This window comes from Geomicrobium halophilum (assembly GCF_014207655.1).
Lineage (GTDB): Bacteria > Bacillota > Bacilli > Bacillales > Marinococcaceae > Geomicrobium > Geomicrobium halophilum.
Genome location: NZ_JACHHJ010000005.1, coordinates 52189 through 77067 on the forward strand (window position 1 = coordinate 52189; position 24879 = coordinate 77067).

The 24879-nt window shown below is 42.8% G+C and carries 25 protein-coding genes; 19 read left to right on the forward strand and 6 right to left on the reverse strand.

From position 1 onward, the window contains the following. The first annotated feature begins 3 nt into the window (after nt 1–3). From HNR44_RS14960 to HNR44_RS14980, 5 genes are all read left to right on the forward strand, one after another. Nucleotides 4–1251 (forward strand): alanine racemase, encoded by a 1248-nt coding sequence (locus HNR44_RS14960; protein ID WP_343069554.1) that lies wholly within the window; start codon nt 4–6, stop codon nt 1249–1251. Further along, nucleotides 1211–3037: an IucA/IucC family protein gene (locus tag HNR44_RS14965; RefSeq protein WP_184405147.1), complete on the forward strand. Its 1827-nt coding sequence runs from the start codon at nt 1211–1213 to the stop codon at nt 3035–3037. Before HNR44_RS14960 ends, HNR44_RS14965 begins: the two co-directional genes overlap by 41 nt. A 150-nt stretch (nt 3038–3187) precedes the next feature. After that, nucleotides 3188–3448 (forward strand): RraA family protein, encoded by a 261-nt coding sequence (locus tag HNR44_RS14970; RefSeq protein WP_184405148.1) that lies wholly within the window; start codon nt 3188–3190, stop codon nt 3446–3448. Nucleotides 3449–3609: 161 nt separating this feature from the next. Beyond that, entirely contained in the window at nt 3610–4335 is a 726-nt protein-coding gene (locus HNR44_RS14975; protein ID WP_184405150.1) for an IucA/IucC family C-terminal-domain containing protein, read from the forward strand. Nucleotides 4336–5083: 748 nt separating this feature from the next. Further along, nucleotides 5084–5986, forward strand: a complete 903-nt coding sequence (locus HNR44_RS14980; protein WP_184405151.1) for a macrolide 2'-phosphotransferase — start codon at nt 5084–5086, stop codon at nt 5984–5986. 175 nt (nt 5987–6161) lie between these two features. Here HNR44_RS14980 and HNR44_RS17865 read toward each other — a convergent pair whose 3' ends face one another. After that, nucleotides 6162–6293 (reverse strand): hypothetical protein, encoded by a 132-nt coding sequence (locus HNR44_RS17865; protein WP_281381437.1) that lies wholly within the window; start codon nt 6291–6293, stop codon nt 6162–6164. Nucleotides 6294–6485: 192 nt separating this feature from the next. Here HNR44_RS17865 and HNR44_RS14985 point away from each other — a divergent pair, with 192 nt between their 5' ends. The 8 genes from HNR44_RS14985 to arsC all read left to right on the forward strand — a co-directional run bounded on the left by HNR44_RS14985 (nt 6486) and on the right by arsC (nt 13167). Next, nucleotides 6486–7052, forward strand: a complete 567-nt coding sequence (locus tag HNR44_RS14985; protein WP_184405152.1) for an N-acetylmuramoyl-L-alanine amidase family protein — start codon at nt 6486–6488, stop codon at nt 7050–7052. A 227-nt stretch (nt 7053–7279) separates the two neighbouring features. Continuing rightward, a complete protein-coding gene (locus HNR44_RS14990; RefSeq protein ID WP_184405153.1) occupies nt 7280–8413 on the forward strand; it encodes an FAD-dependent monooxygenase in 1134 nt (377 codons plus the stop codon). 71 nt (nt 8414–8484) lie between these two features. After that, the gene (locus HNR44_RS14995; protein WP_184405155.1) at nt 8485–9000 is read left to right on the forward strand and encodes a TetR/AcrR family transcriptional regulator; all 516 of its coding nucleotides are present in this window, start codon (nt 8485–8487) and stop codon (nt 8998–9000) included. A 210-nt stretch (nt 9001–9210) separates the two neighbouring features. Further along, complete coding sequence (locus tag HNR44_RS15000) at nt 9211–9924, forward strand: hypothetical protein (protein ID WP_184405156.1); 714 nt, start codon at nt 9211–9213, stop codon at nt 9922–9924. Between the two features lie 196 nt (nt 9925–10120). Beyond that, nucleotides 10121–10702 (forward strand): DUF4256 domain-containing protein, encoded by a 582-nt coding sequence (locus tag HNR44_RS15005; RefSeq protein ID WP_184405157.1) that lies wholly within the window; start codon nt 10121–10123, stop codon nt 10700–10702. Nucleotides 10703–11103: 401 nt separating this feature from the next. Next, a complete protein-coding gene (locus tag HNR44_RS15010; RefSeq protein ID WP_184405343.1) occupies nt 11104–11424 on the forward strand; it encodes an ArsR/SmtB family transcription factor in 321 nt (106 codons plus the stop codon). 15 nt (nt 11425–11439) lie between these two features. Then, complete coding sequence (locus tag HNR44_RS15015) at nt 11440–12738, forward strand: arsenic transporter (protein ID WP_184405159.1); 1299 nt, start codon at nt 11440–11442, stop codon at nt 12736–12738. An 18-nt stretch (nt 12739–12756) separates the two neighbouring features. Beyond that, entirely contained in the window at nt 12757–13167 is a 411-nt protein-coding gene (gene arsC / locus HNR44_RS15020) for an arsenate reductase (thioredoxin) (protein WP_184405160.1), read from the forward strand. A 104-nt stretch (nt 13168–13271) separates the two neighbouring features. Here arsC and HNR44_RS15025 read toward each other — a convergent pair whose 3' ends face one another. Further along, on the reverse strand, nt 13272–13874 hold the full coding sequence (locus HNR44_RS15025; RefSeq protein ID WP_184405162.1) for a short chain dehydrogenase: 603 nt from the start codon (nt 13872–13874) through the stop codon (nt 13272–13274). Nucleotides 13875–14563: 689 nt separating this feature from the next. Further along, nucleotides 14564–15451 (reverse strand): glycine betaine ABC transporter substrate-binding protein, encoded by an 888-nt coding sequence (locus tag HNR44_RS15030; protein ID WP_184405164.1) that lies wholly within the window; start codon nt 15449–15451, stop codon nt 14564–14566. 199 nt (nt 15452–15650) lie between these two features. On the opposite strand from HNR44_RS15030, the gene HNR44_RS15035 reads away from it, so the two are divergent. The 5 genes from HNR44_RS15035 to HNR44_RS15055 all read left to right on the forward strand — a co-directional run bounded on the left by HNR44_RS15035 (nt 15651) and on the right by HNR44_RS15055 (nt 19623). Then, nucleotides 15651–16064 carry a GbsR/MarR family transcriptional regulator gene (locus HNR44_RS15035; protein WP_184405165.1) on the forward strand — a complete coding sequence of 138 codons (414 nt, stop codon included), beginning with the start codon at nt 15651–15653 and terminating at the stop codon, nt 16062–16064. Then, nucleotides 16015–16224: a hypothetical protein gene (locus tag HNR44_RS15040; RefSeq protein ID WP_184405166.1), complete on the forward strand. Its 210-nt coding sequence runs from the start codon at nt 16015–16017 to the stop codon at nt 16222–16224. Before HNR44_RS15035 ends, HNR44_RS15040 begins: the two co-directional genes overlap by 50 nt. A gap of 143 nt (nt 16225–16367) precedes the next feature. Next, the gene (gene betB, locus HNR44_RS15045) at nt 16368–17837 is read left to right on the forward strand and encodes a betaine-aldehyde dehydrogenase (RefSeq protein WP_184405167.1); all 1470 of its coding nucleotides are present in this window, start codon (nt 16368–16370) and stop codon (nt 17835–17837) included. Nucleotides 17838–17851: 14 nt separating this feature from the next. Next, nucleotides 17852–19060, forward strand: coding sequence for a choline dehydrogenase (gbsB, locus tag HNR44_RS15050; RefSeq protein ID WP_184405168.1), 1209 nt, complete (start codon nt 17852–17854; stop codon nt 19058–19060). A 122-nt stretch (nt 19061–19182) separates the two neighbouring features. Continuing rightward, the gene (locus HNR44_RS15055) at nt 19183–19623 is read left to right on the forward strand and encodes a GNAT family N-acetyltransferase (protein ID WP_184405170.1); all 441 of its coding nucleotides are present in this window, start codon (nt 19183–19185) and stop codon (nt 19621–19623) included. 169 nt (nt 19624–19792) lie between these two features. Here HNR44_RS15055 and HNR44_RS15060 read toward each other — a convergent pair whose 3' ends face one another. The 3 genes from HNR44_RS15060 to HNR44_RS15070 form a co-directional block, all read right to left on the reverse strand. Then, nucleotides 19793–20140 carry a hypothetical protein gene (locus HNR44_RS15060; protein WP_184405171.1) on the reverse strand — a complete coding sequence of 116 codons (348 nt, stop codon included), beginning with the start codon at nt 20138–20140 and terminating at the stop codon, nt 19793–19795. A gap of 125 nt (nt 20141–20265) precedes the next feature. After that, entirely contained in the window at nt 20266–21378 is a 1113-nt protein-coding gene (locus HNR44_RS15065) for a glycerol dehydrogenase (RefSeq protein ID WP_184405344.1), read from the reverse strand. Between the two features lie 180 nt (nt 21379–21558). Continuing rightward, on the reverse strand, nt 21559–23106 hold the full coding sequence (locus HNR44_RS15070) for an LVIVD repeat-containing protein (RefSeq protein ID WP_184405173.1): 1548 nt from the start codon (nt 23104–23106) through the stop codon (nt 21559–21561). Nucleotides 23107–23665: 559 nt separating this feature from the next. Between HNR44_RS15070 and HNR44_RS15075 the strand changes: the two genes are divergently transcribed. Next, nucleotides 23666–24721, forward strand: a complete 1056-nt coding sequence (locus HNR44_RS15075) for an ABC transporter ATP-binding protein (protein ID WP_184405174.1) — start codon at nt 23666–23668, stop codon at nt 24719–24721. Nucleotides 24722–24879: the final 158 nt, after the last annotated feature.

The window sequence follows — 24879 nt, forward strand, 5'->3', positions numbered from 1 at the left end:
CAGGTGAATATCAGAAGATGGGTCAAAGAACTTAAAAAACAAAAGGATGAACCAGTATGTGCCTATATGCATGACCTCCCCTCCTTAGAATCACACATCAAATCGATGGCAAGCATTCTTCCGCAGAAAACTCGGTTGTTTTATGCCATCAAAGCCAATCCAGATCCCAAAATACTCGAAACGTTATTGCCGCACGTCGATGGATTTGAGGTTGCTTCGCTGGGAGAGTTGCAAAGGGTTCGTCATGTATCGGCGGAAATTCCTGTGCTGTTTGGAGGACCGGGAAAAAAAGAGTATGAACTGGAACAGGCGCTCCAGACAGGCATTTCCTATATTCACGTTGAGAGTCTGCTGGAGCTGCAAAAGTTAATTCACGTAGCCACCCGTATGGATATTGATACTAACATCCTTTTGCGTGTCAATCTTCACGATCATACATTGCCGGTCACGAACGTTACGATGGCTGGGAAACCGAGCCCTTTTGGGATGGATGAATGGAACATTGAAGAGGCGTTAGCAATTCTACAGGACTCTGAAAATACACATGTACATTTTCAGGGGTTTCACTTTCACTCTCTCTCCAATAACATGCATGCTGACCGGCATATGGAAATGATCCTTCTGTATATGGAAAAGGTGGAAGAATGGAAGCAAAAATTCAATGTAGAAGTTCGTGTGGTCAATGTCGGCGGAGGGTTTGGTGTTTCTTATGATGACAAGCCAAGCTTTGATTGGGAACGGTTTACAACCTTGTTTAAACGGAGCGGTATGCATCATAGGTTAGGAAAAACCAAATTGTTCTTTGAACCTGGACGTTATATTGTTGCTGATTGTGCGTACTATGCGGCTGAAGTGATAGACCTTAAACCATCGATGAACCAAAACTTTGCGATTTTGCGTGGGGGAACCCATCATCAGCGCCTCCCAGCTTCCTGGGGGCATGATCATCCGTTTTCGATTATCTCGATCGACGATCAGCAATGGAAATACGATTTTGAGCGTCCTGGCATCAACAATGGTTCTGTCACCCTTGTGGGGGAGCTGTGTTCTCCGAAAGACCGGTTCCATTCCGAGGCCAAAATCAAACAATTACGTGTTGGTGATATTGTTGTGTTTGAAAAATCAGGGGCTTACAGCTGGACCATCTCCCATCATGATTTTCTCGGCCACCCCTATCCAGATTTTTTGTATAAGGAAGAAGGGATGAAAGATGAACCAAGTACTGTATCACTCACCAGCAATGAGCGCTGAAAGAATCGTGTTCAAAGATCTGGTGAATGCCTTCATTGCAGAGGAGATCATTCCCGTCAACGCCGAAAATCTCCTTTCATTTCGAAATGCTTCGAAAGAAATTCAAGTGTTGTTTTGCCCGGAGGAAGATGCTCTGATTTATACAGGAGCATTATGTCTGCAGCTGGAAAAAAGCAAACGTCAAGGTGTGCAATGGAAAGCTGGGACCCCTGTCTATGGAAGGCAGAAGGATCAGTGGGTGTGGCTTGAAACGGCTGTTGAACTTGCGAATTTTGTGCTACGACCGAGTGGGGGAACAGGAGTTGAAAACTTTATTAGGAGCGTGGAAACATCGGTTGAGCAGTTAGCCCTTAGTTTACAGCAATTGGAGAGAGAACAATCACTTCCGCCACGTACGGCCTACGAATGGTTTATGGAAAGTGAGAAAATCGCTTCGCTCAGAGACCGACCCTTTCATCCAGTCTCCAAGGCAAAAGTGGGTTTTGATATAGAGAATTATCAGCGATACATGGCTGAATTCAAAGAGGCCATTCCCCTTTGCTGGATAGGCATTGCCAATGATTGTGTGGTTAACGGTGACGTTGAGGGAAAGCCGACGTGTCTTGATCTGTTACCTGAACAGGAACGGTCGGTAATTGAAGAGGAAATTACGAACAGGGGTGTGGATCGTGAGCAATATACGATTATCCCTGTTCATCCATGGCAGATGAGTCAAGTAATCGAACCTTATTTTCAAGAGGAAATGGCCAAGCAAACGATTCTTCCGTTAATGACACGAGGGGGAAATTATCTGGCCACCTCTTCTGTTCGTTCGATGGCTCCATCTGAGCGTTCACGGAACATGTTGAAACTCCCTATTGGCGTGGCTTCATTGGGAGCTGCCCGATACTTGCCGGTTGTCAAACTGATGAACGGCATTTCGGGAGAACAGTTGCTACGCCAGGCGATCGCTTGTGACGATCGATTAAAAGAAATCGTGTACGTATGTAAAGAAAACGCATGGTGGGGATACCTTCCCCCCTCGTTGGGTCTCTTTGATGATCATCCGCGTCACTTGGCCGCACAACTACGTGAGTATCCCCAAGAATTGCTCACGGATGATTACAAGATCATTGCTATGTCATCGCTAGGTGCTGGGGAAGCGAGCTTCGCCTTTGTTCAACAATTACTAGGGAAGCAGTGCTCGAAGGCCACCATTCTTCAGTTTTATCAAGATATTGCTGCGTTGTTCTATGAAGTTGCTATGCGCCTGTTTAAAGTCGGAGTGGTGCCGGAGATTCACGGTCAAAATTGTTGTCTGGTGTTCGATGGCATTCGACCGGTGGCCATTCTTTTTAGGGATCATGATTCGGTTCGGCTCCATCCCCCCTATACACAACAGCATGAACTTGACAATCCCGAATACCTCATTCGGCCAGGGTATTCTAACAGTTTATATAACGACACGATAGAAGAACTGCTATTTTATGTGCAAACCTTGGGCACCCAGGTGAATATGGCTTCTATTATGGAGACCCTTTCGGAGAATTTTCATATACCTGAAAAGCAATTCTGGGAGATCACAGAACAAGAATGGAAGCAGGCGCTTCAGGCTATTGATCTTTCAAATTCGGAGAAGAAACAGATTCACCACCTTTTGTTTACATCTGAAAAATGGCCGGTGAAGATGGTCGTGCGCCCATTACTGGATATAGGGAGTGTACCTGGAGCGATGCCATCTGGAAAAAGCGAAGGCGTTAACCCGTTTTGTATAAAGGAGAGATCTTTTTATGGTAGCGGTTCTTGAACGGAAGCGTAAAGATTCTAGTGAGGAGATGGAATTGCTGCGGTTTACAGATTTCGGTTTTGTAAGAAACTATACTTGTACACTCTCCAAGGTAAAAAAACGGCTGGGGAGGTTATGTCCATAAAATTGTCCAATGGGGGTGGGTGAGCGTTGAATATAGCGTTGCAAGAGGCAAATGATATCTCTGGTAATAAAAACCATGCTTGTTGGGGGTTTCGGGTCCACCAAGCCGAAGAGGCAGGTTTGGCGGGAGTGATGGTTACGGGAGCCGTTACAGATATGGACGAGTTGAAAAAAAGCAACGTGCCTGTATTTTACGAATCTGTTTCCCCCATTACGGCAAGTCCCTTGGGTCTGGAAGCAGAAATTCATGGGCCGGTCAGTGCTGGAGGGGTTATATTTGATTGCTGATCAGGATGGTATTTATCGTCATCATCCGTTAAACTATAAATAGGTAATTGAGAAAGCTTATCAAAAAGAAAAGAGTGGAGAAAGGCATAGAAACCAGATCAGCTTATAGAGGTGGAGGGTAGGTTCTTGTACCTCTAATCTTCAATTTAGGAATGATAGCATTGAATATCGAACAACTCGAATCGTTTGGTGTAAAGCGTAAGAACCAGCACACGTCAGGGATACCGATCGTTGACCTGCTGACGGAAGAAGTCTGTCATTCGTTTCTCCAGCAATACATGGAGGATATCAAAGCCCCGAATAAAAAGGTGGCTGCGTCTTTATTTATGAAGCAGTATGCTCGGTTTACTGTGGCCTCCACCTTGTACAGCATGGGAGCCTATAATTGCGCGCTTTCACTTCCTATGCAAGCCTGTATGTTCAGCAGTGAACGAAAGCTGTGTGTTCAGGAAGAGGCCTGTCCCTTTAAGCAATGGGAACAGTGGGACAGGGAAGCCTGGAGGGAAAACTTGCTGCGTGAGTTGTTTTCCTACCATATTACACCTATGGTCTCTGTATTTAAAGATACCACCCGGGTATCTAGCAATATCCTTTGGGAAAATGTAGCCGTTCGTGTGAACTCCGTGTATCGAAAAGCATTGGCAAACGAGCCTAGTCCAGAAAAACAGTGGCAACTTACCAGCGATTTTTATTATCTTAAGCAGGCAGACGGCAGCCTCTTCCAATGGGAGCGCAACCCCATCCGTTCCTATTTAAAAATTGATCCAGATAGCACCAATACTCATTATCGGCAAACTTGTTGCTTATATCATCGTCTGGAAGAGGATCCAGAAGGCATTGGCTATTGTAATAATTGCCCGATTGGAAAAAAATCCGGCAAGCGTTAATAACTCCACGCTAAAATTGTAGAGAAAGAAAAGGGTGCTGTTATATTGGGGTTGCTGAATAACTTCTCTATTTTGAATGAATAGGGGAACCTCTTAACGAGTGAAAATTGGGAATGGAATGCATCTATCGGAATTTCCTAACCATACTGCATTTGCCATGTTTGATGTAGACGTATACTACTTATGAAAAAGTAGGGTCAGTGTTCGTGGTTAAGCGTTAGTTTGTATATGGATTTCTCCCTTTTGTAACACTCGTTGATACATGGACTTTAGCTTGACATCTATAACATGCACCTTTACAGTAGTAAGGTACTAAAAAGAGGGAGGGTTTTTAAAAATGTATTCAATCAGACTACGTTTTCGCACTTTGAACTCGTAATTAAATACGTTCAAAGGCTCTGTTTTACACTTTCAGAGTAAACGGGATTGGTCTGTCCATTTTTAAAACTCATGAACCAATATAGAATGAGGTTTAAAGAAAGGTGGATTTTCTACCTTTCTTTAGTTATGTTTAAACACAATCATAAGTTCAATGATCTGATGTTTAAAGGTTCTTTAGAAGGGCTCGCCAGAAATATGCCAAAGGATCGTTTACTTCAAGCTGCAGACAAGCCTCTGCAGCTTTTTTGCGCTGAAAAAGTCTTGCGTAGAATTTACTGAAAGTTAGGTTCCAAATGAATTGGACAAGATAAGGCAGAGGGATGAGTATGCAAGACAAACAAAATAAAACGATCGGAGGAGTATTCTCATGAATAAACAAGATATAAAAAAACTTGCAAAAGATAAAGGATTAGATGTTGTTGAAGAAACGATGAAAATAAATGAATCAGGGCTTGATTTTCTTGTGTCTCATGCAAAAGACGAAGAAGGAGTGAAATGGATCTTACGTATTCCACGTCGGCCAGATTCGATGGCGAAAGCAAATCAAGAGAAATATGTGTTAGATGCCGTGAATGGGAATACGCATATCCAAGCTCCTGACTGGAGTATTTTCACAAATGAACTGATCGCATATAAGCAGCTAGATGGTGTACCTGCCGGTACAGTTGATCCTGAAATACAAAATTATGTGTGGAGTTTTGATTTCGAAAGCAGTCCAGCTGCCTATCATCAATCATTAGGTCGTTTATTGGCTCAACTCCATCAAGTTCCTACCAGCTATGTAAAAGGTGCTGGAATTGCAATGTATAACAGTGACGAAGCAAGAAAGTCTATGAAATCTAGAATGGAAAATGTGAAAGATACCTATGGTGTAAATCAGGAACTTTGGAATCGTTGGCAAGCGTGGATTTCTAATGATGCGCTTTGGCCAAAGCACACAGGGTTAAGCCATGGTGATGTGCACCCTGGACATATTCTTATCAATACAGGATGTGAAGTAACAGGATTAATCGATTGGACTGAAGTGGCTGTTACTGATGTATCTCGTGATTTTACTGCTCACTATTTAGTCTTTGGGGAGGCAGGTTTAGAGAAAGTAATAGATGCCTACGAGAATGCAGGCGGTAAAACTTGGTCACACATGAAAGAACACATCATTGAATTACATGCCGCAGGTGCCATTGTTGTTGCTGAATTTGCTCAGTCATCTGGACTAAAAGAGATGGAAGATATGGCAAAACAAATGCTTGGAGTAAGTGATCATCAATAAAAATAGAGATCAGCGAGGAAGCTTGGGAACCGCGCTTCCTTTGTTTACATCCTAGTTTGGAGAGAAAGAATAAAAAAACAAAAATACAAGCGAAAGAACCAAAGGTGTTACGTGAACAATCTATTCAGCTATGATCCGAATGTTTGTTATGGCTTTTTACAACATTGTTTATCTCTTATGCAGAAGGAATGGATACTGTTGCTGGTTTAACAGTTTCCTTCCCCGTTATCATTCGGACTTTCATATAATCTAACAGGTCGGAGGATGCTTGATCGTTCTGTTCAATGGCTGCCCTTAATAGTCCCAATGGTTGTTTTATAACTCCTTGAAACAGTCGATCTTGAAAAAACGTGCATGGTCCTGGATGAAATCTTAGACATGCTTTTCTTTCTTTTTCATGTTGATCCCCCTTCTAAAATTTTTGCATTCTATTTTCAATTATGGGTTGTTTTTGCAAGGAATAATGTTCTTTGTGTACTGAGAAGGGAGGAAGGTATGGATGCAACGAATTTATATTGATCCAGGACATGGAGGAAGGGATACGGGAGCCATAGGATATGGACTTGTTGAGAAAGAAATCGCCCTTGATATCGGGTTAAAGATGAGCATTTATTTGCGGGACAATTTTGTAGGAATGTACCGTCGGATGTCACGGACGGATGACACGTTTGTTGACCTTCAAACTCGGACGAATGATGCCAACAGTTGGGGGGCTGATGTGTTTGTATCGATTCATGTGAATGCCTTTGATGGGAGTGCTCGAGGGTTTGAAACGTTTATTCATGATAGCAACCCAACATGGGCAAGAGCACTGCAAAGCATTATGCACCCATTGATTTTCGAAGGTGTGCAAAACTTCGATGCTTTGACCCCAAACCGTGGCCAGAAGATGGCTAACTTTCATGTGCTACGTGAATCCCAGGCGAATACGATCCTAACCGAGAATTTATTTATTGACCATGATTCAGACGCAGCATTGTTAAGGGACCCAAATTTTATTTCAGCCCTTGCAGCTGAACATGCAGAGGGCGTCGCCAACTTTTTAGGTTTAACACGCACGAGCTAATGGTTTTTAACAAATGTACAAGTCGTTCCTTAAGCAAAATGCTCACTCTAAGAAGGAGTGAGCATTTTTTTCGATACCATATCATTATCTTTACGAAGAGCGCTTTTCATGAACAACGATCCTGAAAGCGACCACCTTCTATAGTTTGTGTGTTTACTTAGAATAGTTTATACTCAAAGTTGTACCGACCGTACGGTACAACTTTTGGGGTGGAGGAGGTATTTATTTTGAACCAAGAAAAAGCAAACGTTCTAATTATAGGGAGTGGGGTCGCTGGTCTTACTACAGCTTTATTTTTAAATAAAGCTGGAATTAAATGTGAAGTGTTTGAAGGTTCCCCTTCTGAAAAGGAAACAGGGGCTGGGTTTGTATTAGCTCCTAATGGCGTTAATGTACTTGACTCACTAGGTTTAACCACGGAACTTAATAAGTACAGCTATCCAATTGGAAAAGAGAGTACCTATAATACGGACAATGAAGAAATAATGAGTATCGTTGCGTCAGGAAATAAGTTGTTTAATAATCAACTTGTAACTATTCAACGTCATAAATTAATAAAAATATTATTGGATAAAGCTAATGCAGTGGGAATACCGGTTCATTATAATAAGAAGTTAGTTGATTTAAATCAAGAGCATCGAGGAGTAAAAGCGTTTTTTGCTGACGGTTCATCAGAACAAGGAGCTCTTTTAGTAGGGGCAGACGGGATTCACTCAAAAACCCGAGAAATCACTTATCCAACGATTAAACCAATTTACTCTGGTTTTTATGGGATTCACGGAATTTCTTCATCCAGCTTAATTAATATGGAAATGGATACTGAAGCGAAAACCTATATTGACTTTGATAATTATATTGGTGTCTTTATAAGTAAAAGCTCATCAAGCCCAACAAATGATCTTCTTTGGCAATTTATTGGTAAATCAGAGCGTAAAATTCCTGCTACAAGTCTTGAACTCGCTGATAGAAGCTATATTAAAGACTGGCTACTGAAACAAACGAAGGATTGGAATAATCCATTTAGGGAAATTTTAAGAAATACTGAGGTGATTCTGCCACGAAGTATTTATGAATTAGAGAACATGAACCATTGGTATCATGGAAGAGTTGTTTTTGTTGGTGATGCATTGCATGCGACAAACCCTCTACCTGGAATAGGAGCTTCATGGGCGTTAGAAGATGGGATGTATCTGGCGAAAATGTTAAAAGAACACGGCTATAGAGATGCTTTTCACTACTATGAGAATGATCGAAAACCGATGGTTGAGCTATTTAAAAATGCAAGTGACAATGGACTAAATGAGTTGCTTGAATCAATTGAGACCATGAGAACAGTATATGGTAATCAAATTGATTGGTAGTTTACGCTGAATTATAACCTTTCTATTATTTTATGAACGAAGGAAGTCAGTTTTTTCTGAGGGAGTCAAAAATGAAAGCACGAGATAAAAAAGAAATTATCTTTAAATCTGCAGTGAAAGTTCTTGCAAAACAGGGAGTCAATCATTTTTCCATACAAAATATTTGTAAAGAAGCAGGTATTAGTAAAGGTGGTTTTATTTATCACTTTTCATCCAAGGATGATATGTTAAAGGAACTACACGAATATCTTATAGAAATTTTTAGAGGGTTAATTGAAAATGAACGTAAAAAAAGAGACTCTTATACTCAAGCATATATATATGCTTGTTTGGCTGCTTCAAAAAGAGAGGAAAGTACAGCATTTGCATCCTTGAATAATTATAAAAATCAGCAGGAGATAGTAGCGGCTTGGGAGCCCTTCAATACCGAGGTCTATAATAACTTATCTAAAGAGTTACCCAAAGATTGGGTAACTCTAATTGGTATTACTACAGATGGACTTTGGAAAAATGGAGAATTTTATTCAGAGGAAGAACTAACTTCAGTCCAGTATTTATTGCTGGATATTATTAAAAAATTTAAGTGAAAAGTTAGAGCAACATGGTTCAATCAACGTAAGGAAAAATGAGGTTGGAACTGAATAACAAGGTATGTTTTAAAAAGATATGGCCTCACCGTTTGAGCATTGAGACTTTTGGTGGATGAAAATTTCCATTTAAGGCCTAGTTTCTCCTGGTTCTAACAAAGGGGATTTAAATAGGAAATAACCAAAAAGTCAATCTCAGGAGGAGACCGTATGATTTCAATTGAATCGATTGTGATTGGTCTTGTGCTCATCTTCATTCAACTATATGCACTAAATATTGTGGAGCGTTCCCCCATAGGGGAGCAAAAGCTGCTCTCATTATCAGGCGGTGTGGCCATTTCTTATGTGTTTGTTTATATTTTACCAACACTTCACGAAGAACAAGAAAAACTCGGGGGATCCCTGGCGCTTGATACTGAACTGTATTTTCTTGGTCTCCTTGCCTTACTCGTCTATTTTGTAGTTTATGCATTCGCTGAGACGAAGGGAGCGACACAACAGAAGGAACAAACCGTTTATATGGTACAGATCAGTTTCTTTATGGTCTATACTTTTATCATTTCTTATGTTGTGGTTTCATCTGATGTTCAAAAAGTCGAATCACTCTTCTATGGATTGGCTATAAGTCTTCACTTTATTGGGCTCTCCTATCATCTAGGAAAAAAACACCGTCCATTGCACAATAACAGAGGTCGCTATCTGCTTGGTGGAGCAACGTTAGCTGGCGCCATTACAGGCGGCTTAGCTCCCTCATCTGGTCTATTCGTTGATGCCATGATTGCTTTTAGTTCAGGCGCAATGTTATTTAATGTGATTAGCAAGGAGCTCCCTTTCGAAAAGGAAGCACATTTGCCAACCTTTGTCATTTCATCTCTTCTTTACTCCACCACAATCATTGCGTTAAAAGCTTTTTTCAATTGGTGAGTTTTTCAAGGAGCTACGAAGGATAGCTGCAATGTCACGTTTTATAGATGAGCAATCCTCAAGGTAGTTCAAATTTGAGCATTTCATCGTCGAATGTAATGAAGTCTACATGCAAGACATTTCATGAAGATAAAGTCAACTGCAGATTTTGTGTAGAGCCATAATGATATTCATAGCATACTGAGGGGGAACTAACATGACAAATAAAAATCAAATCAGTAATGAAAAGGAGCTGTCACTAGAACAACGTGAAGAATTACTCAGCGTATTGAAAGCCCGTTTTGAGAAAAACATGAACCGTCATAAAGGCCTTGAATGGGCTAAAGTCCAAGCAAAGCTGAATGCTCATACTGAAAAACTATGGTCGCTCAATGAAATGGAAAGAACGGGCGGTGAACCAGATGTCGTTGGTCATGACCAAAAAAAGGGCGAATACATTTTTTATGATTGTTCAGCGGAAAGTCCTAAAGGTCGCAGAAGTGTTTGTTACGACCGTGAAGGTCTGGAGTCAAGGAAAAAACATAAACCGGAAAATAACGCTATTGATATGGCAACTGCCATGGGGATTGAACTTTTAACGGAAGAACAATATCGAACGTTGCAGAAACTTGAAAGTTTCGATATGAAAACGTCGAGTTGGGTGGAAACCCCATCTGATATTAGAGAACTCGGCGGTGCCCTTTTTTGCGATTTTCGCTTCGGGCACGTCTTCGTGTATCACAACGGTGCCTCCTCTTACTATGGTGCCAGAGGGTTCCGTGGCTCGCTAAGGGTCTAAATTTTGCACAGACAGCTACATTGATTTTGAAAACGAATCACCTAAGGAAAGGCTTTAATTTCATGCTTCAACAATCGTTCTCCGCTTCATGATCTTCATGCTCTTAAACACTCTTTTAAGGAGTAATGGTACAGGAAAAATTTTGGGTGATGGATCCTGATGGAAACGAGTGGAAGTATTTTTATACAAATTGAGTGTTTCATTCGTTCATATCGTAATGCCTAAAAGGGTAGCCGTTGGCTGCCCTTTTACGTTGAAGAGATTGTATGATCAGTAAAAAAACGTTCAGTTCGGGTTGCTTTATAAGGAATATTTTATATAAAATAATGTTTATATAATCAATGATTAATATTATTAAAAGGAGGTAAAAGTTGATAACATCGCCGAAGAAATTATCATATATGGAAGTTGCCAATGGCATCAAAGTAATGAGCGATCCTACGCGGTTGTTAATCCTGAAGTTAGTAGAAAGCAAAGAATACTGTGTATGTCAGCTTGTTGAGATGTTTGATATTAGTCAGCCCGCAATGAGTCAACATCTTGGAAAGTTAAAAAAAGAAGGATTGTTGAAAGAAAGGCGCAGAGGACAATGGCGTTTTTATTCCATCGATGAATCATCATCTCAGATCAGCTTAATAAGAGTGATTCTCAGTCAAATCGATGATGAAGATGAGCAATTTTTAAAGCTTTTAGAGAAAGAAGCACCTATAGATTGTCAGTAAGGGAGGGTTGGGACGTTGACTTCAGTAATTTTGGCTTCGCTCATCTTTGTAATTACGCTTGTCCTAGTGATTTGGCAGCCGAAAAACTTAGATATTGGTTGGTCTGCTTGTGGTGGTGCCGTCATTGCATTACTCTTAGGGGTCGTTTCCTTTGGAGATGTTCTTGAGGTAACAAGTATTGTTTGGAATGCAACCCTTACGTTTATTGCCGTTATTATTATTTCTTTGATATTAGACGAGATAGGCTTTTTTGAATGGTCAGCCCTACATATGACACGTGCTGCCAAAGGAAATGCTGTGCTCATGTTTGTGTACGTTTGTATTTTAGGCTCCATTGTCGCAGCATTCTTTGCAAACGATGGGGCAGCTCTTATTCTAACGCCAATTGTGCTTGCCATGGTTCGGTCGTTGAATTTTAATGAAAAAATGGTCTTTCCGTTCATCATTGCCAGTGGCTTTATTGCAGATTCTACTTCGCTGCCTCTCATTGTAAGTAATTTAGTGAACATTGTATCCGCCGACTTTTTTGGGATAGGTTTTATTGAATATGCCACTCGTATGATTGTCCCGAACTTCTTCTCTTTAGGGGCAAGTATACTCGTTCTATATCTGTATTTTAGAAAGAGCATCCCAAAAAGATACGATTACGAAAAGTTACAGAAACCAGTAACCGCCATAAAAGATGCGAAGATGTTTCGATTATCATGGATTGTCCTAGCAATCCTATTCGTGGGATATCTTATCAGTGAAGTTGTGCAAATTCCTGTATCCATTATGGCTGGAGCGATTGCACTAGTTTTTCTGGCCATTGCAAGCAAGAGTCCGGCTGTGCCTACAGGGTCGGTACTTAAAGGTGCGCCTTGGAACATAGTCTTTTTCTCCATTGGGATGTATGTGGTCGTATTTGGATTGCAAAATGTAGGATTAACGGATGTGCTGGCTACAGGAATTCAATATGTTGCTGAGCAAGGGGTTTTTGCTGCAACGATGGGAATGGGATTCCTGGCAGCCATTCTCTCTTCGATGATGAACAATATGCCAACGGTGATGATTAATGCAATCGCTATTGATACGACTGCAACATCAGGTTTAATAAAAGAAGCGTTGATCTATGCCAATATTGTTGGTTCTGACTTAGGGCCGAAAATCACCCCGATCGGTTCATTAGCGACATTATTATGGCTCCATGTCCTTACACAAAAAGGGGTAAAGATCTCTTGGGGTACATATTTCAAAACAGGAATTGTCATTACGCTGCCTGTATTGTTCATGACTTTATTCGGGCTTTATTTATGGCTATTAGTCATTAGCTAAATAAAAAGGAGAATGATCATGTCTAAAAAAATCATTTATTTTCTTTGCACCGGGAATTCTTTCAGAAGCCAAATGGCAGAAGGATGGGCAAAGCACTATCTTGATGATGAGTGGGAAGTCTATAGCGCAGGTGTCGAAGCACATGGGCTTAATCCTCATGCTGTGGAAGTAATGAGTGAAGTCGATATCGATATTTCAAACCAATCCTCAGAGGTTATTCATATGGATCAATTGCATCAAGCTGATATGATCGTTACGCTATGCGCGGATGCGGCGGATCGCTGTCCAATGACCCCGCCAAGTATCCGGCGCGAACATTGGGGTTTTGATGATCCAGCGAAAGCGAACGGAACAGATGAAGAGAAGTGGAGAGAATTCAGACGTGTGCGTGATGAAATCGGTTCTCGCATTCAATATCTGCATGCGTAGTGACTGACAGGTAGATTCGTTCGAAAGAAGGCCAATGCCATTCGCAAGACTTGAACAAATGAAGAGCGTCCTGATGTCCAGGAACGCTCTTCAACCATGTTTTATTATTCATATACCTCGTAGCTTTGACCCGTCTGTGCCCCTTCGACGCTTTTCTGATAAGCAACCGCTACTTTCTTACCGGGTACAGGAATAAAGCCTCGGAAAAAATGTCCAATTCGACTAGCAGATTCTTCTAGTAAGCCGGGGCTTACGCTGTTAATACGGATATCTCTTGGCATTTCAACTGCCGCTGACGTGACAAATGAACGAATGGCTCCGTTGGCCATAGCAGCTGAAGAGCCTTTCGGGATTGGATCATCCATCATAACGCCAGAGGTAAGGGTGAAGCTTCCTCCATCATTGATATAAGGGATGCCGAGTAATACGAGGTTCATTTGTCCTTTTAATTTACTATTGATGGCCGTTTCATTTTTGTCTGGTGTCAGTTCCGTGAGGGAGGCAAAACCAGCGCTTCCAGAAGCATTGATAACGGCATCAACGTTTCCGATTCTTTCATACATATCGCGAATGCTGCTTTCATCTGTGATATCTACTTGCACATCGGCGCCATTTCGGCCGGCGCGTATGATTTCATGATCAATTTGCAAGCGATCATAGATGTTGCTCCCAATGGTTCCACTTGCTCCTACCAGCAGTATCTTCATCTTTATCATCCTTTCCGTTTACTATATAACCGGAAAGGAAGCCGGTGAAACCAGATATTCGTGAAATCCGCGTACATTATGTAATCATATGGGTGACCGTTCGTGTGATGCTTCACTTTCTATCATTTTTGAACAACCTTTTGAAGGATTCGAAGAGGAAGCCGTTATATCGTCGTAAATCGTCCGTGGCAAAAGCAAAGGATTAAGCGCTTTTGCATATTGATAGGTGTTGTTAATGTAGAACAGAGTGAGTTTGTTCTCTAACCACCCAGCCTTTCCTATGTCAGGTTCTGTCCATGTGGCGATAAATCCATAATTGTCCCTTCTCAATTGAGGAAACCTTCTAATAAAGCTATTCCATTCCAGGGTTTTCACTCGCTGTCCTTGTATGACTGGATATATACGGGTTGATCATGATGACTTCATACCCTCTTTCTTCAAGGAAAAAACCATCGGCAAGTGATAATGGTCCGTAGCTTCCACAATGAAGACATACAAAGTAACCACCTCTTGGCTTCCAATTTTTGGGTGATTACTTCACTACAGAAGTGAACTTTTCATCTTAATTGGGGATTTGCACAGGGCCACCGATCCGATGGTTTGACAAATCCGATCTTTATTTATGCAACAGTAAAGGATAAAATAAAAAACGGAAACCGCTTTGAAGAGCAATTTCCGTTTTCAAGCTATTAAGAATCACTTTCTGTGTCTAACCACTCATCTACGGTGTCCCGATTGTTATCGATCCATTCTTGCGCGGCTTCTGCTGGCTCCATTTCATTTTCAGAGATGTCAAGCATGACTTCGTTCATATCTTCTGCTTCCCAGTAGAAGTTATCGAGGATTTGATAGGCTTCTGGATGATCTTCTTCAAGTCCTTCACGTACCATTGTTCGAATTTCTTCCTCTTCTTCATAAATACCTTCAGGATCTTCTAGGAAACGAAGATCATACGTATTGAATATCCAGTGTGGTTGCCAAGCAGTGACAACAACAGGTTCTTCATTTTCGATCGCTTCACCTAATTGGGCGGTCATGACCGCATCACTGGTTGATCTCAGGGTAATATCAAGATCATAAGCCTCAAGCGCTTCTTCGGTAGAGCTCATAATACCAGCCCCTGCATCAATACCGACAATTTCATCAAAATTGTCCTCAGTCACTTCTTCGATACTTGTCACATCCATATATTCGGGAACAGCAAGTCCGGTTCTGTTACCTTCCAGGTTCGGGCCAAGTTCGACCATGTCGTCACCATACCTCTCATAATCATGTTTCATGTCCGAAGGTAACCAGCCAGCGACAAAGCCGTCCGCATCCCCTTGGGCAACGCTTTGCCACATTTGTGCTTGTTCAATGGATGTTAGGGTGACATCGTAGCCTGCTTCTTCCAATACGTTACCTATGACGTTGGAAGAGGCCACTTCTGATTCCCAAGTCACATATACGAGCTCGATGTCTCCTCCTTCATCTTCAGCTGCACTCGACTCCTCATTGGAGCCTTCGCCGCATGCTCCAAGCACCAATGCACTTAGGGAAATGGGGATGATCCATTTTCCTGATTTAAAATTAAACATTATAATCCTCCTTGATAGGTTTAATTTGTTAAGAATGTTTAATATAAATTAAATTAATTAAGTATGACTATATCATATTTAGCATTGATGTCAACGATGTAGATGTGAATGAGCCGCGTGTTTGATTTTTTGAGGCCATCAAGGTACAATTTATATTAAATAAATTTAAAATTAACCGAACAGAACAGAGGTGAGGGCTGTGGAGAATGAGTCCGAGAGCATACGAGAAGAAAAAGAAACGGAATTAGCAAAGGGTCATGATCTGATTAAGGATAGTATTGCCGATACAATGGATATTTACGGAGTGACCCGTTCTGTTGGACGTATTTATGCTACTTTGTATCTCAATGGCGGGCCCATGACCCTTGATGAGTTACGGGATGAGTTAGGGATGAGCAAAGGGAGCATCAGCCTTGGTGTCCGTAAGTTAATGGATGATAAAATTATCCATCGCGTATATAAAAAAGGTCACCGTAAAGATTTGTATCAGGCTGAGCATGATTTTTTTTCAGTTCTTCGTTTCTTTCTTTACGCGCCGCTGGCAACGGGAAGTGAGTGTAAATGTGCATGGCGTTCGCCAGGCACAGCCGCGTTATCAGGCATTGATCGATGACCCGGATACGCCTGAAGATGTTCGAGAAGAAGCAAAGCAAAAACTGGATAAAATCACAGATTCATTAAAATACTACGCTTTCTTGGAGTTACTCGTCGATAAGTTTCAGTCCGGAGAATTATTCGACATGCTCCTTGATGAAGAAGGACGTACGAAATAAAAATCAGCGTCAGAGGCTATGACGCTGATTTTTATTTTTTTAATCACCATATCGTTGACAGGTAAAAAGAGCCGTGGTAAATTTATATTTGTTCAAAACGTTTAATAAAAATTAAACAAAATATAAATGAGGAGGGTGATCATTTGCGTTTACAGATGTATGTCGATGGGCAATGGGTTGATTCCATCACAAATGAGAAACGTGAGATTATTAATCCTTTTAACCAGGAAGTAATCGCGACTGTCGCGGAAGGGAACGAAGAGGATGCCAAGCGGGCAGTTGCTGTTGCCCGTCGTACCTTTGACGAAGGATCGTGGGCAGCGACACCGGCAAATGAACGCGGGGAGATTGTTCATAAGATTGGCATGCTTATTCGCGAATCACGCGAAGAATTAGCAGAGCTTGAAACCCTCGATACCGGTAAAACGTTGAGTGAAAGTCTGGATGATATGGACGATATCGCCAATGTCTTTATCTATTTTGCTGGTTTGGCCGATAAAGAGGGCGGTGAAATGATTGATAGCCCGCTTCCGGATTCTACAAGTAAGGTTGTGCGCGAACCGGTTGGCGTATGCGGGCAAATCACACCTTGGAATTATCCATTGTTACAGGCAGCCTGGAAGTTGGCGCCAGCTTTGGCGGCGGGGAACACGTTGGTCATGAAACCAAGTGAGATTACACCTCTTACGACCGTTAAAGTGTTTGAACTCTTTGAGCAAGCAGGCGTACCAACAGGAGTTGCAAACTTAGTGCTTGGGCCAGGGCATAATGTAGGTGCTCACCTATCTGAGAGTACGGACGTCGACTTGATTTCTTTTACGGGCGGAATTGACACCGGGAAGAAAATTATGCAATCGGCAAGCACCAATGTGAAAAAACTCGCTTTGGAACTAGGCGGTAAGAATCCAAACATCGTTTTTGCTGACGCGGACTTCGAGACAGCAGTGGATCAAGCACTTAATGCAGTATTTTTCCACGCTGGTCAAGTTTGTTCAGCGGGGGCTCGTCTGCTTGTAGAAAGTTCCATCCATGATAAATTCGTTGACGCGGTTGTTGAACGCGCAAAAAATATTAAGCTTGGCGATGGTTTCGCAGAAGATACGCAATCCGGACCGCTCATTTCCGCTGAGCACCGGGATAAAGTAGAAAAATATGTAGCCATTGGACAAGAAGAAGGTGCGCAGCTGGTTCTTGGGGGTCAAAGACCTGAAGAGGCACAACTGCAGCAAGGGTTCTTTTATCAGCCGACCATTTTTACAAACTGTACGGAAGATATGCGTATCGTTCAGGAAGAAGTGTTCGGGCCGGTGCTTACCATTGAAACCTTTGATTCTGAAGAAGATGCCATTAGAAAAGCAAACAATACCATCTACGGTTTAGCCGGTGCGACCTTTACTGAGGACATTGGAAAAGCTGAACGCGTAGCTGGACAGCTTCGAATGGGTACCGTGTGGATTAATGATTTCCATCCTTATTTTGCCCAAGCTCCTTGGGGCGGTTATAAGCAATCAGGGATTGGACGCGAACTTGGACGTCCAGGACTTGAAGAGTATACCGAGACGAAGCATGTGTTTAGAAATATCAATCCAGAGCCATTGCACTGGTTTAAATAAAAGGAGAGTTGAATATGAGCATGAATATGAAAGTCGAATCCATGTTAGGCTATCATACGTTTGAAGTACCAACGGCGATTAAACACGGCATCGGTGCGATTAAACACCTTGGAGATGAAGTGAAAAACCTTGGTGCCGATAAAATTTTGCTTGTTACAGATCCTGGCATCTATAATGCAGGCGTGACAAAACCCGTTGAAGAAAGTCTAGAAAAAGCAGGGGTTGAGGTCGTTCTTTTTAATAAAGTAGAGCCTAACCCTCCCGTGCGCCTCATCGGTGAAGGATCTTCCCTTTATGAACAGGAAGGATGCAATGGTTTGGTTGCCGTCGGGGGTGGAAGCTCGATGGATACTGCGAAAACGATTGGGCTTGAAGTGACCCACGAAGGTACAGTCCTTGATTACGAAGACGCTGAAGGGAAAAAAGAAATGGAAAACCGCGTTCCACCATTTGCAACGATCCCGACGACGGCGGGTACGGGATCAGAAGTTACGCAATGGGCGGTTATTACCGACGAAGACCGTCAAACGAAATTCAACACCGGCGGACCGTTGATTGCGGCTCACTTAACGATCATCGATCCAGAACTTCACGTATCCATGCCGCCGCATGTAACAGCCATGACTGGCATTGATGCGATTGCCCACGCGGTCGAGTGTTATACCATGAAATTCGCCCAGCCGGTCACAGATGCTGTAGCCCTCTTGGCGATCGAATATGCGGCGAAGTATATCCGTCGTGCTTACGCAGATGCCGAAGATTTAGAAGCACGCTATGGTATGGCTCAGTCAGCAATGCTCGCGGGTCTGTCTTACGGCAGTGAATCAGCTGGTGCAGCTCACGCCATGAGCCAAACGCTTGGCGGTATTATTCCTGTAGCCCACGGTCAATGTGTAGCCGCGATGATGGGGCCGGTGATGGAATATAACTGGAAAGGCGCTCCGGAACGTTTTGCACGCATCGCACAGGCATTTGGCATTAACACCACTGAGATGGATACAGAAGAAGCAGCCAAAGCGGCTGTTCAGTATATGTATGACCTTGCTGATGACCTCGATATTCCAACATTGGAGGATCAAGGTGTAGATCCACAATTAACCGAGCGTCTCGCAAAAGTAGCGATGGATGACCCACAAACTGTTGGAAATCCACGTGACCTAACGGTTCAAGATTATGAGTGGATCTACAAACGCTGCTTCCACCAGGTACCAAGAACAGTTTAATATAAAGTGTATGTTCAAAAAGGATCCAGGTTCAACCCTGGGTTCTTTTTTATTTTCATCATAATTATCAATCATGGTAGAATAAAAACGATGAACGATGATAAAGGTGGAACACATTCGCGATGCAATCAACATTCACTCTTCGGACGGCTTCGGCTTCAGATAAAGAACGTTTGGCGACATTACGTATGAAGGTGATGGCTCCGGATTTTGAGCGTCACGGTCTTGAGTCTGAGCGAGTTCAAGAATATTTTAATAAAAAATTTGACCCTTCCCTCACGTACATTATTGAATCAGAGGATATATTTGTCGGCTGTATTTCCGTTAAGCCGGAGGATAATGGGCACCATATTGAACATTTTTACATTAAGCCCGAGTATCAAGGCAAAGGCTTTGGCTCAAATGTGTTAAAGCATATCATGGATGAAAATTATGCCAAAGGCGAGGTATTATCTCTTGCTGTATTTAAAGGAAGCGCGTCCAAGGCATTTTATGAAAAATATGGATTTGAAGTCGTTGACGAAGAATCTTTTGTCGATTGGCTGCGGTTTACGTATAAATAGGAGATGCTGGAGGTTTGAGGCACGATGAATAAAGAGGGGAAAATCATTATGGCCATCGTTGTGGTTATGGCAGTCGTTCTGTGTGTGGGGCTAATTTATACATTTCTCGCTGGAAGTGCGGCAAATGGGTGATGAAAAAAGGCAGTGGCCAATACTCCACTGTCTTTTTTCATATCCAAAAGGGGATGTAAATAAAAATCCCGAGCGCAAGGACGACGATGAAAAGCAGAATGCTTTTCCAGCGTGCGCGTTTCCAGAATAATAACGAGACGATGATGGCTTGCAGAAAAATCAGGGTTGATCCAATCATCATCGTAAAGGGGGAAAGTAAGAAGCCTCCTAAAATATTGATGAGGATACCGGCGGGCATAAGGGCAACTAAAAGGATTTTTGCTGGGCTTTGCTTAATCCCTTGCACGATGTCTCTTCGCTCTTCTTCGTTAAATTTATCAAATTCCACCAGCGCGAACCAACCAGTGATGATCAGAAGCGCTCCAGTGACAGTCATTGATCTCATATAACATTTCACTCCTCAAACGTTCTATATGATTAATTTATCCATTTCGAACGATTGAAAAACATAAACATAAGAAACCTTGTACCCCAGCATTTTGCTGAAGCACAAGGTAATGTGCTGCTCGATCATTCACGTTCCTCTTTGTACGCTCTTGAATATTGATCCGCGGCAATCATCGCGTCAACAACGTCCTCAGCCGGAGGTGCCGCCGGCATATTATGGCTACTTTCACCTTCTTGCATCGCGGCTTCGGCTACTTTCAAGAGTTGTTCATGTTCAATGTCTTCAATATGAAGGTCTTCGAATGTGGTTGGTAACCCAAGTTTATCAAGAAGCTCAATATAGCGATTGATTTCTGATTGGTTATAGGCCTCTAACGTGAGCTGAGTGAGAATGCCAAACGCGACCTTTTCCCCGTGACTCATATGGTGAATGTCTCCTTCTAGGACAGTAAAACCATTATGCACAGCATGGGCGAGAGCAAGGCCGCCGCTTTCAAAGCCAAGTCCGCTAAGCAAAGTATTTGCTTCAACGACTTGCTCGAGTGCATGGGTAACGACTTGGCGTTTATTCGCTTCATAGGCAAGCCGCCCATAATCGAATAACGTCTCTTCACATTTTTGGGCGATGGCTAGTCCAGCGATGGTGGATCGTCCCCCGGCCATGGTAGCCCCCCTGCTTTCGTGTGCAGCCTGGGCTTCAACCCATGTAGCAAGCGCGTCAGCGATACCGGAAGCCAAAAATTTCGGTGGTGCTGTGGCAATCACTTTTGAATCCACTAAGATAAGGTCAGGGTTTTTGTTGTAAAAGTTGTATCTTTCGAAAACCCCGTCATCTGAGTAAATCACGGACAGGGCGCTTGTCGGAGCGTCCGTAGATGCAGTTGTCGGTATGATGACACAGGCTGCGTTTTCAGTGAAGTTGCGGACCCCTTTTGCTGTATCCAAGGCTTTCCCGCCACCGACACCGACAATAATGTCAGTTTGATTTTCCTTTGCTTTACCGACGATTCGCTGAATCTCTGTATCGGAAGCTTCTCCTTCGAAGGTAACATCGACGGTTTCGATATCAGCTTCTTTAAGACTGTTGACGACACGGTGTCCCACCATGTCCCATACGAATGAATCGGCAATGACGAGTGCTTTATTTCCAAGTTCCTTACTATATTTCCCGGCTACATCTGTAGCATCTTTCCCCTGTACATACTTACTAGGGCTAATAAAAATCTTTTCATTCATCATTATCGCTCCTCGGAATCATAGGTACTTTGTCATGTTACCCTCCTGTATCAACGATTAAACATTAGATTCTTGCCTAGGACTTTTCTGGACATGTCGCTTGAAGGTCCATAAAGGCTGCTGTTTCACAGGAAAAAAGCACTCTACCGAAGCAGGCTTCAGTGAGTGCTTTTGGATTTGCTATTGCTGAATACTAGTGAGCAAATTATAATTCATATTACCGAGAAAGCGAGATTGATCTAGGCCAAAATCATTCTGTGCGTTCGCATTATGCCCGGGGGGATTGACCCAATCCGGGGGACCTGGTGGATCAACCCAATCTGGAGGGCCACCTCCTCTGTTAGCCTCAACCACTTTCAAGCCTTGGCCCATATCTGAACCGAGAATATAGTTGTTGTACAAAAATACACCCCATACATTCGCAGATTCGGGAACGTAAGATGCCATTTCCTCTGGGTTATAAGGGTCACTTATGTCGACCATACGAATACCATCTGAGTAGTGGGACAAATACAATGTGTTGCCTTTAACCTTCGGATCATGAACGGTGTATGTGCCTGGTAAACGCTCCTCCGGATCAATTTGTTCTAGGGAGTTCTCAGTTCTAAAGTCGCTGATGAGTTTTGGGTTGCTTTCGTCCTTTATGTCATAAATGCGCGTATACCCCCAGCCGCGTTCAAATTCCTCATCGTCCGGATCTGGATCGAAGACTTCACGCGTTTCAATTAAGATGTTTCCACCTCGTGCTAGTGCGGCAGAGTGTGCAGCTCCTTGTACATGACGCTCAAAGCTCGTATGACCGATAATTTCAGGGTCTTCCGGAGTACTAATATCCATGATGACCGTCCCTAGATCCCAGTAAGAGATGTAGGCAGTTTTTCCTGATGGATCGGTTATGACACTGTGGGCAAAGGCCTCTCTCTCTGCTCCCTCTTCATCCGTATAATTCAAACCATCGAAATTATCTGCATCAATCAACTCCCGAGGATCCCAGTTGTAGAGTTCTTGTGGATCAGTCGGGTCACTAACATCCACGATGGAAAAATCATGGAAGTCCCCCTCGGTGTAGTAATCCGCATAGATGTTTGCCGTAAGAAGCAAGGCCCGATCTCCTTGTGTCGTCAAATATAATTCATGTGTACCCGTAAGGACTTCCTCGGGAACTTTATAGTACCCCAGTTCTTTAGGTTCTTCCGGGTTGGTAACGTCGTATAAAACCGTACCGCCTTTCTCCGTTTCATCCTGGGTATATTTCTGTAAGCTGACTACAGCCAAATCACCGCTAAAGTGAGGGGTATCCACACTTTTAACAATCACTTTTTCCTGCCAGGTTCCGGGGATGTCGTTGGCAAATGCGGCTACTTCCTCAGGATTTTTTGGATCGCTCATGTCAAAAACCCTGACCCCTTCATTGGACTCCGCACCGACGTGTGTTCCGAGATAGGCATAATCATTATGTGCATACACGTCAGCAGTCGTGACAGGAACCCCTTCTAGCTCTTCTAATTCAACGGCGGCCACTTCTTCCATTTCAGTTACTTGTCCATTGTTCGGTTCCACGTCGATCTTGGCTGCGCCACCAAAATCAGGAGGTCCTGTCTCTACAGGTTTTGGTGCACCGTTCGCATGACCCTCCGGCCCGAGGTTACAGGCGTAAGCAATCGGGGCGCTGAACGTCAGTGCTAGAGCAGTCCCTATAGCGGTAACCCTTGTAAACGTTTTCTTCACCTATCTTGCTCCCTTCGTCGTATTATCATGGGAAATGTATGAGAGTATATCCCAGTCTTACTGGCTATTATATAGAAAAGTTATATGATTTTGAATAGTTATAAGTTATCTTTTCATGAGCGGAATACTTATGTAATCGTCCTATAAACCTATTATTATGCTAGTTCCTTTGTCCATTTAAAGGTGAAATCACATTGATTTGTCTTTAACCGTGATCAAATGTTGGCTTTAGGAAAAGTCCCCTCCAAGAGGATGTGCAAAAAATCACGGAAAAATAACTTTCACGGTACAAGAAGGATGTTCGAAGCTACGCTTATTCGACCTACTCGGCTCTTATTAAACACGCCTATAAAGTATAAAAAAGATATCTCCAATAAATGGATGTATTTTTGGTATGTTGATGTGCCTGTACCAGGGGTTGAAGCGTTGACGAAGGGGGACCCCCATGCTATAATTTATCTATAATGAAAATCATTCTCACATAAATAATAATGATTATAATTTATACATAAACCGTTTGTCTGTCTTTTGCTATTTTATCACTTGGGGGATTCGTTTCATGAGTTTTGTCCAATTGGAGCATCTTACGAAATCGTTTAATCGTGGCTTGGTCTCTGCAGTCAACAATGTTAATCTTCATCTGGAAAAGGGGGAGATATTAAGCTTACTTGGACCCAGCGGCTGTGGAAAAACCACGACTCTCCGCATGATCGCTGGTTTTGAACAACCGACGACTGGAACGATTACCATCGGAGGTGAGACCGTATACTCTCCCGATGTTTCTATACCGCCTGAAAAACGTGGAATTGGGATGGTCTTTCAGGATTATGCCCTTTTTCCTCATTTAAATATTGAGAAGAACGTGATGTTTGGACTAAATAAATGGAAAGTCCGGGAACGGAAGAAACGGGCCCAAGAAGTGCTGGAGCTTGTCGGGCTTGAGGATTGCGCCAAACGTTTTCCGGATGAACTCTCTGGAGGCCAGCAGCAGCGGATCGCCTTGGCTCGTGCCCTAGCGCCCAAGCCTCATGTGGTACTGATGGACGAACCGTTTAGTAACCTAGATGCGAGCCTGAAAGAAAAGATGCGCTATGATGTTACTTCGATCCTCCGAAAAGCCAAAACCACTGGCGTGATTGTTACCCATGACCAAAAAGATGCTTTTGCTGTATCTGACCGCGTCGTTGTCATGAATGAAGGGGTGGTTCAGCAAGTAGCCGAGCCCAGGGAGATGTACAAATGCCCCACCAATTGTTTTGTTGCGCAATTTGTGGGAAAAACAAACCTGCTGAATGGAACGATGTGTGCTGATTTAAAGCATGTAAATACCCACATTGGGAAAGTTTGCTTGCCTGAACGAAAAGATACAATGATTGAAAATGTGAAAGTTTCCATTCGTCCAGAGGGGTGTCTTTTGGCAGATGAAGGTCGCTATTCGGGCAACGTGGAACATGTGACTTACAGTGGAGAATATCAAGAGCTAACTGTACGCCTGCAAGGGGCGGAGGCTAATAATGAACCAATGCTCCTCTATGCCCCGATTGACCAGCAGGTAGTCATCGGATCGGTCGTATCGTTTGATATCAAGCCGGAGCTCGTTGCTCTCGTCGATTAGATACAATTTTCCCTTCCCCTTACCACGAGTGGGGGGGAGGATTCGTTTGGGACGGAAAATCTAGCAATTATAAAGGTAATATATTAATTGAGAATGAAGAGAATGAATATTATTATTCTCAGAAATTCGAAGCTGGGTAGTAATGAGAGTGCCCGCCA

Bases quoted from the DNA above. Each gene is read 5' to 3' on its own strand.
- HNR44_RS14965 (WP_184405147.1), top strand. From the start codon at position 1,211: ATGAACCAAGTACTGTATCACTCACCAGCAATGAGCGCTGAAAGAATC.
- HNR44_RS14980 (WP_184405151.1), top strand. From the start codon at position 5,084: ATGAATAAACAAGATATAAAAAAACTTGCAAAAGATAAAGGATTAGAT.
- HNR44_RS14985 (WP_184405152.1), top strand. From the start codon at position 6,486: ATGCAACGAATTTATATTGATCCAGGACATGGAGGAAGGGATACGGGA.
- HNR44_RS14995 (WP_184405155.1), top strand. From the start codon at position 8,485: ATGAAAGCACGAGATAAAAAAGAAATTATCTTTAAATCTGCAGTGAAA.
- HNR44_RS15000 (WP_184405156.1), top strand. From the start codon at position 9,211: ATGATTTCAATTGAATCGATTGTGATTGGTCTTGTGCTCATCTTCATT.
- HNR44_RS15005 (WP_184405157.1), top strand. From the start codon at position 10,121: ATGACAAATAAAAATCAAATCAGTAATGAAAAGGAGCTGTCACTAGAA.
- HNR44_RS15010 (WP_184405343.1), top strand. From the start codon at position 11,104: ATGGAAGTTGCCAATGGCATCAAAGTAATGAGCGATCCTACGCGGTTG.
- arsC (WP_184405160.1), top strand. From the start codon at position 12,757: ATGTCTAAAAAAATCATTTATTTTCTTTGCACCGGGAATTCTTTCAGA.
- HNR44_RS15025 (WP_184405162.1), bottom strand. From the start codon at position 13,874: ATGAAGATACTGCTGGTAGGAGCAAGTGGAACCATTGGGAGCAACATC.
- HNR44_RS15030 (WP_184405164.1), bottom strand. From the start codon at position 15,451: ATGTTTAATTTTAAATCAGGAAAATGGATCATCCCCATTTCCCTAAGT.
- gbsB (WP_184405168.1), top strand. From the start codon at position 17,852: ATGAGCATGAATATGAAAGTCGAATCCATGTTAGGCTATCATACGTTT.
- HNR44_RS15055 (WP_184405170.1), top strand. From the start codon at position 19,183: ATGCAATCAACATTCACTCTTCGGACGGCTTCGGCTTCAGATAAAGAA.
- HNR44_RS15060 (WP_184405171.1), bottom strand. From the start codon at position 20,140: ATGAGATCAATGACTGTCACTGGAGCGCTTCTGATCATCACTGGTTGG.
- HNR44_RS15065 (WP_184405344.1), bottom strand. From the start codon at position 21,378: ATGAATGAAAAGATTTTTATTAGCCCTAGTAAGTATGTACAGGGGAAA.
- HNR44_RS15075 (WP_184405174.1), top strand. From the start codon at position 23,666: ATGAGTTTTGTCCAATTGGAGCATCTTACGAAATCGTTTAATCGTGGC.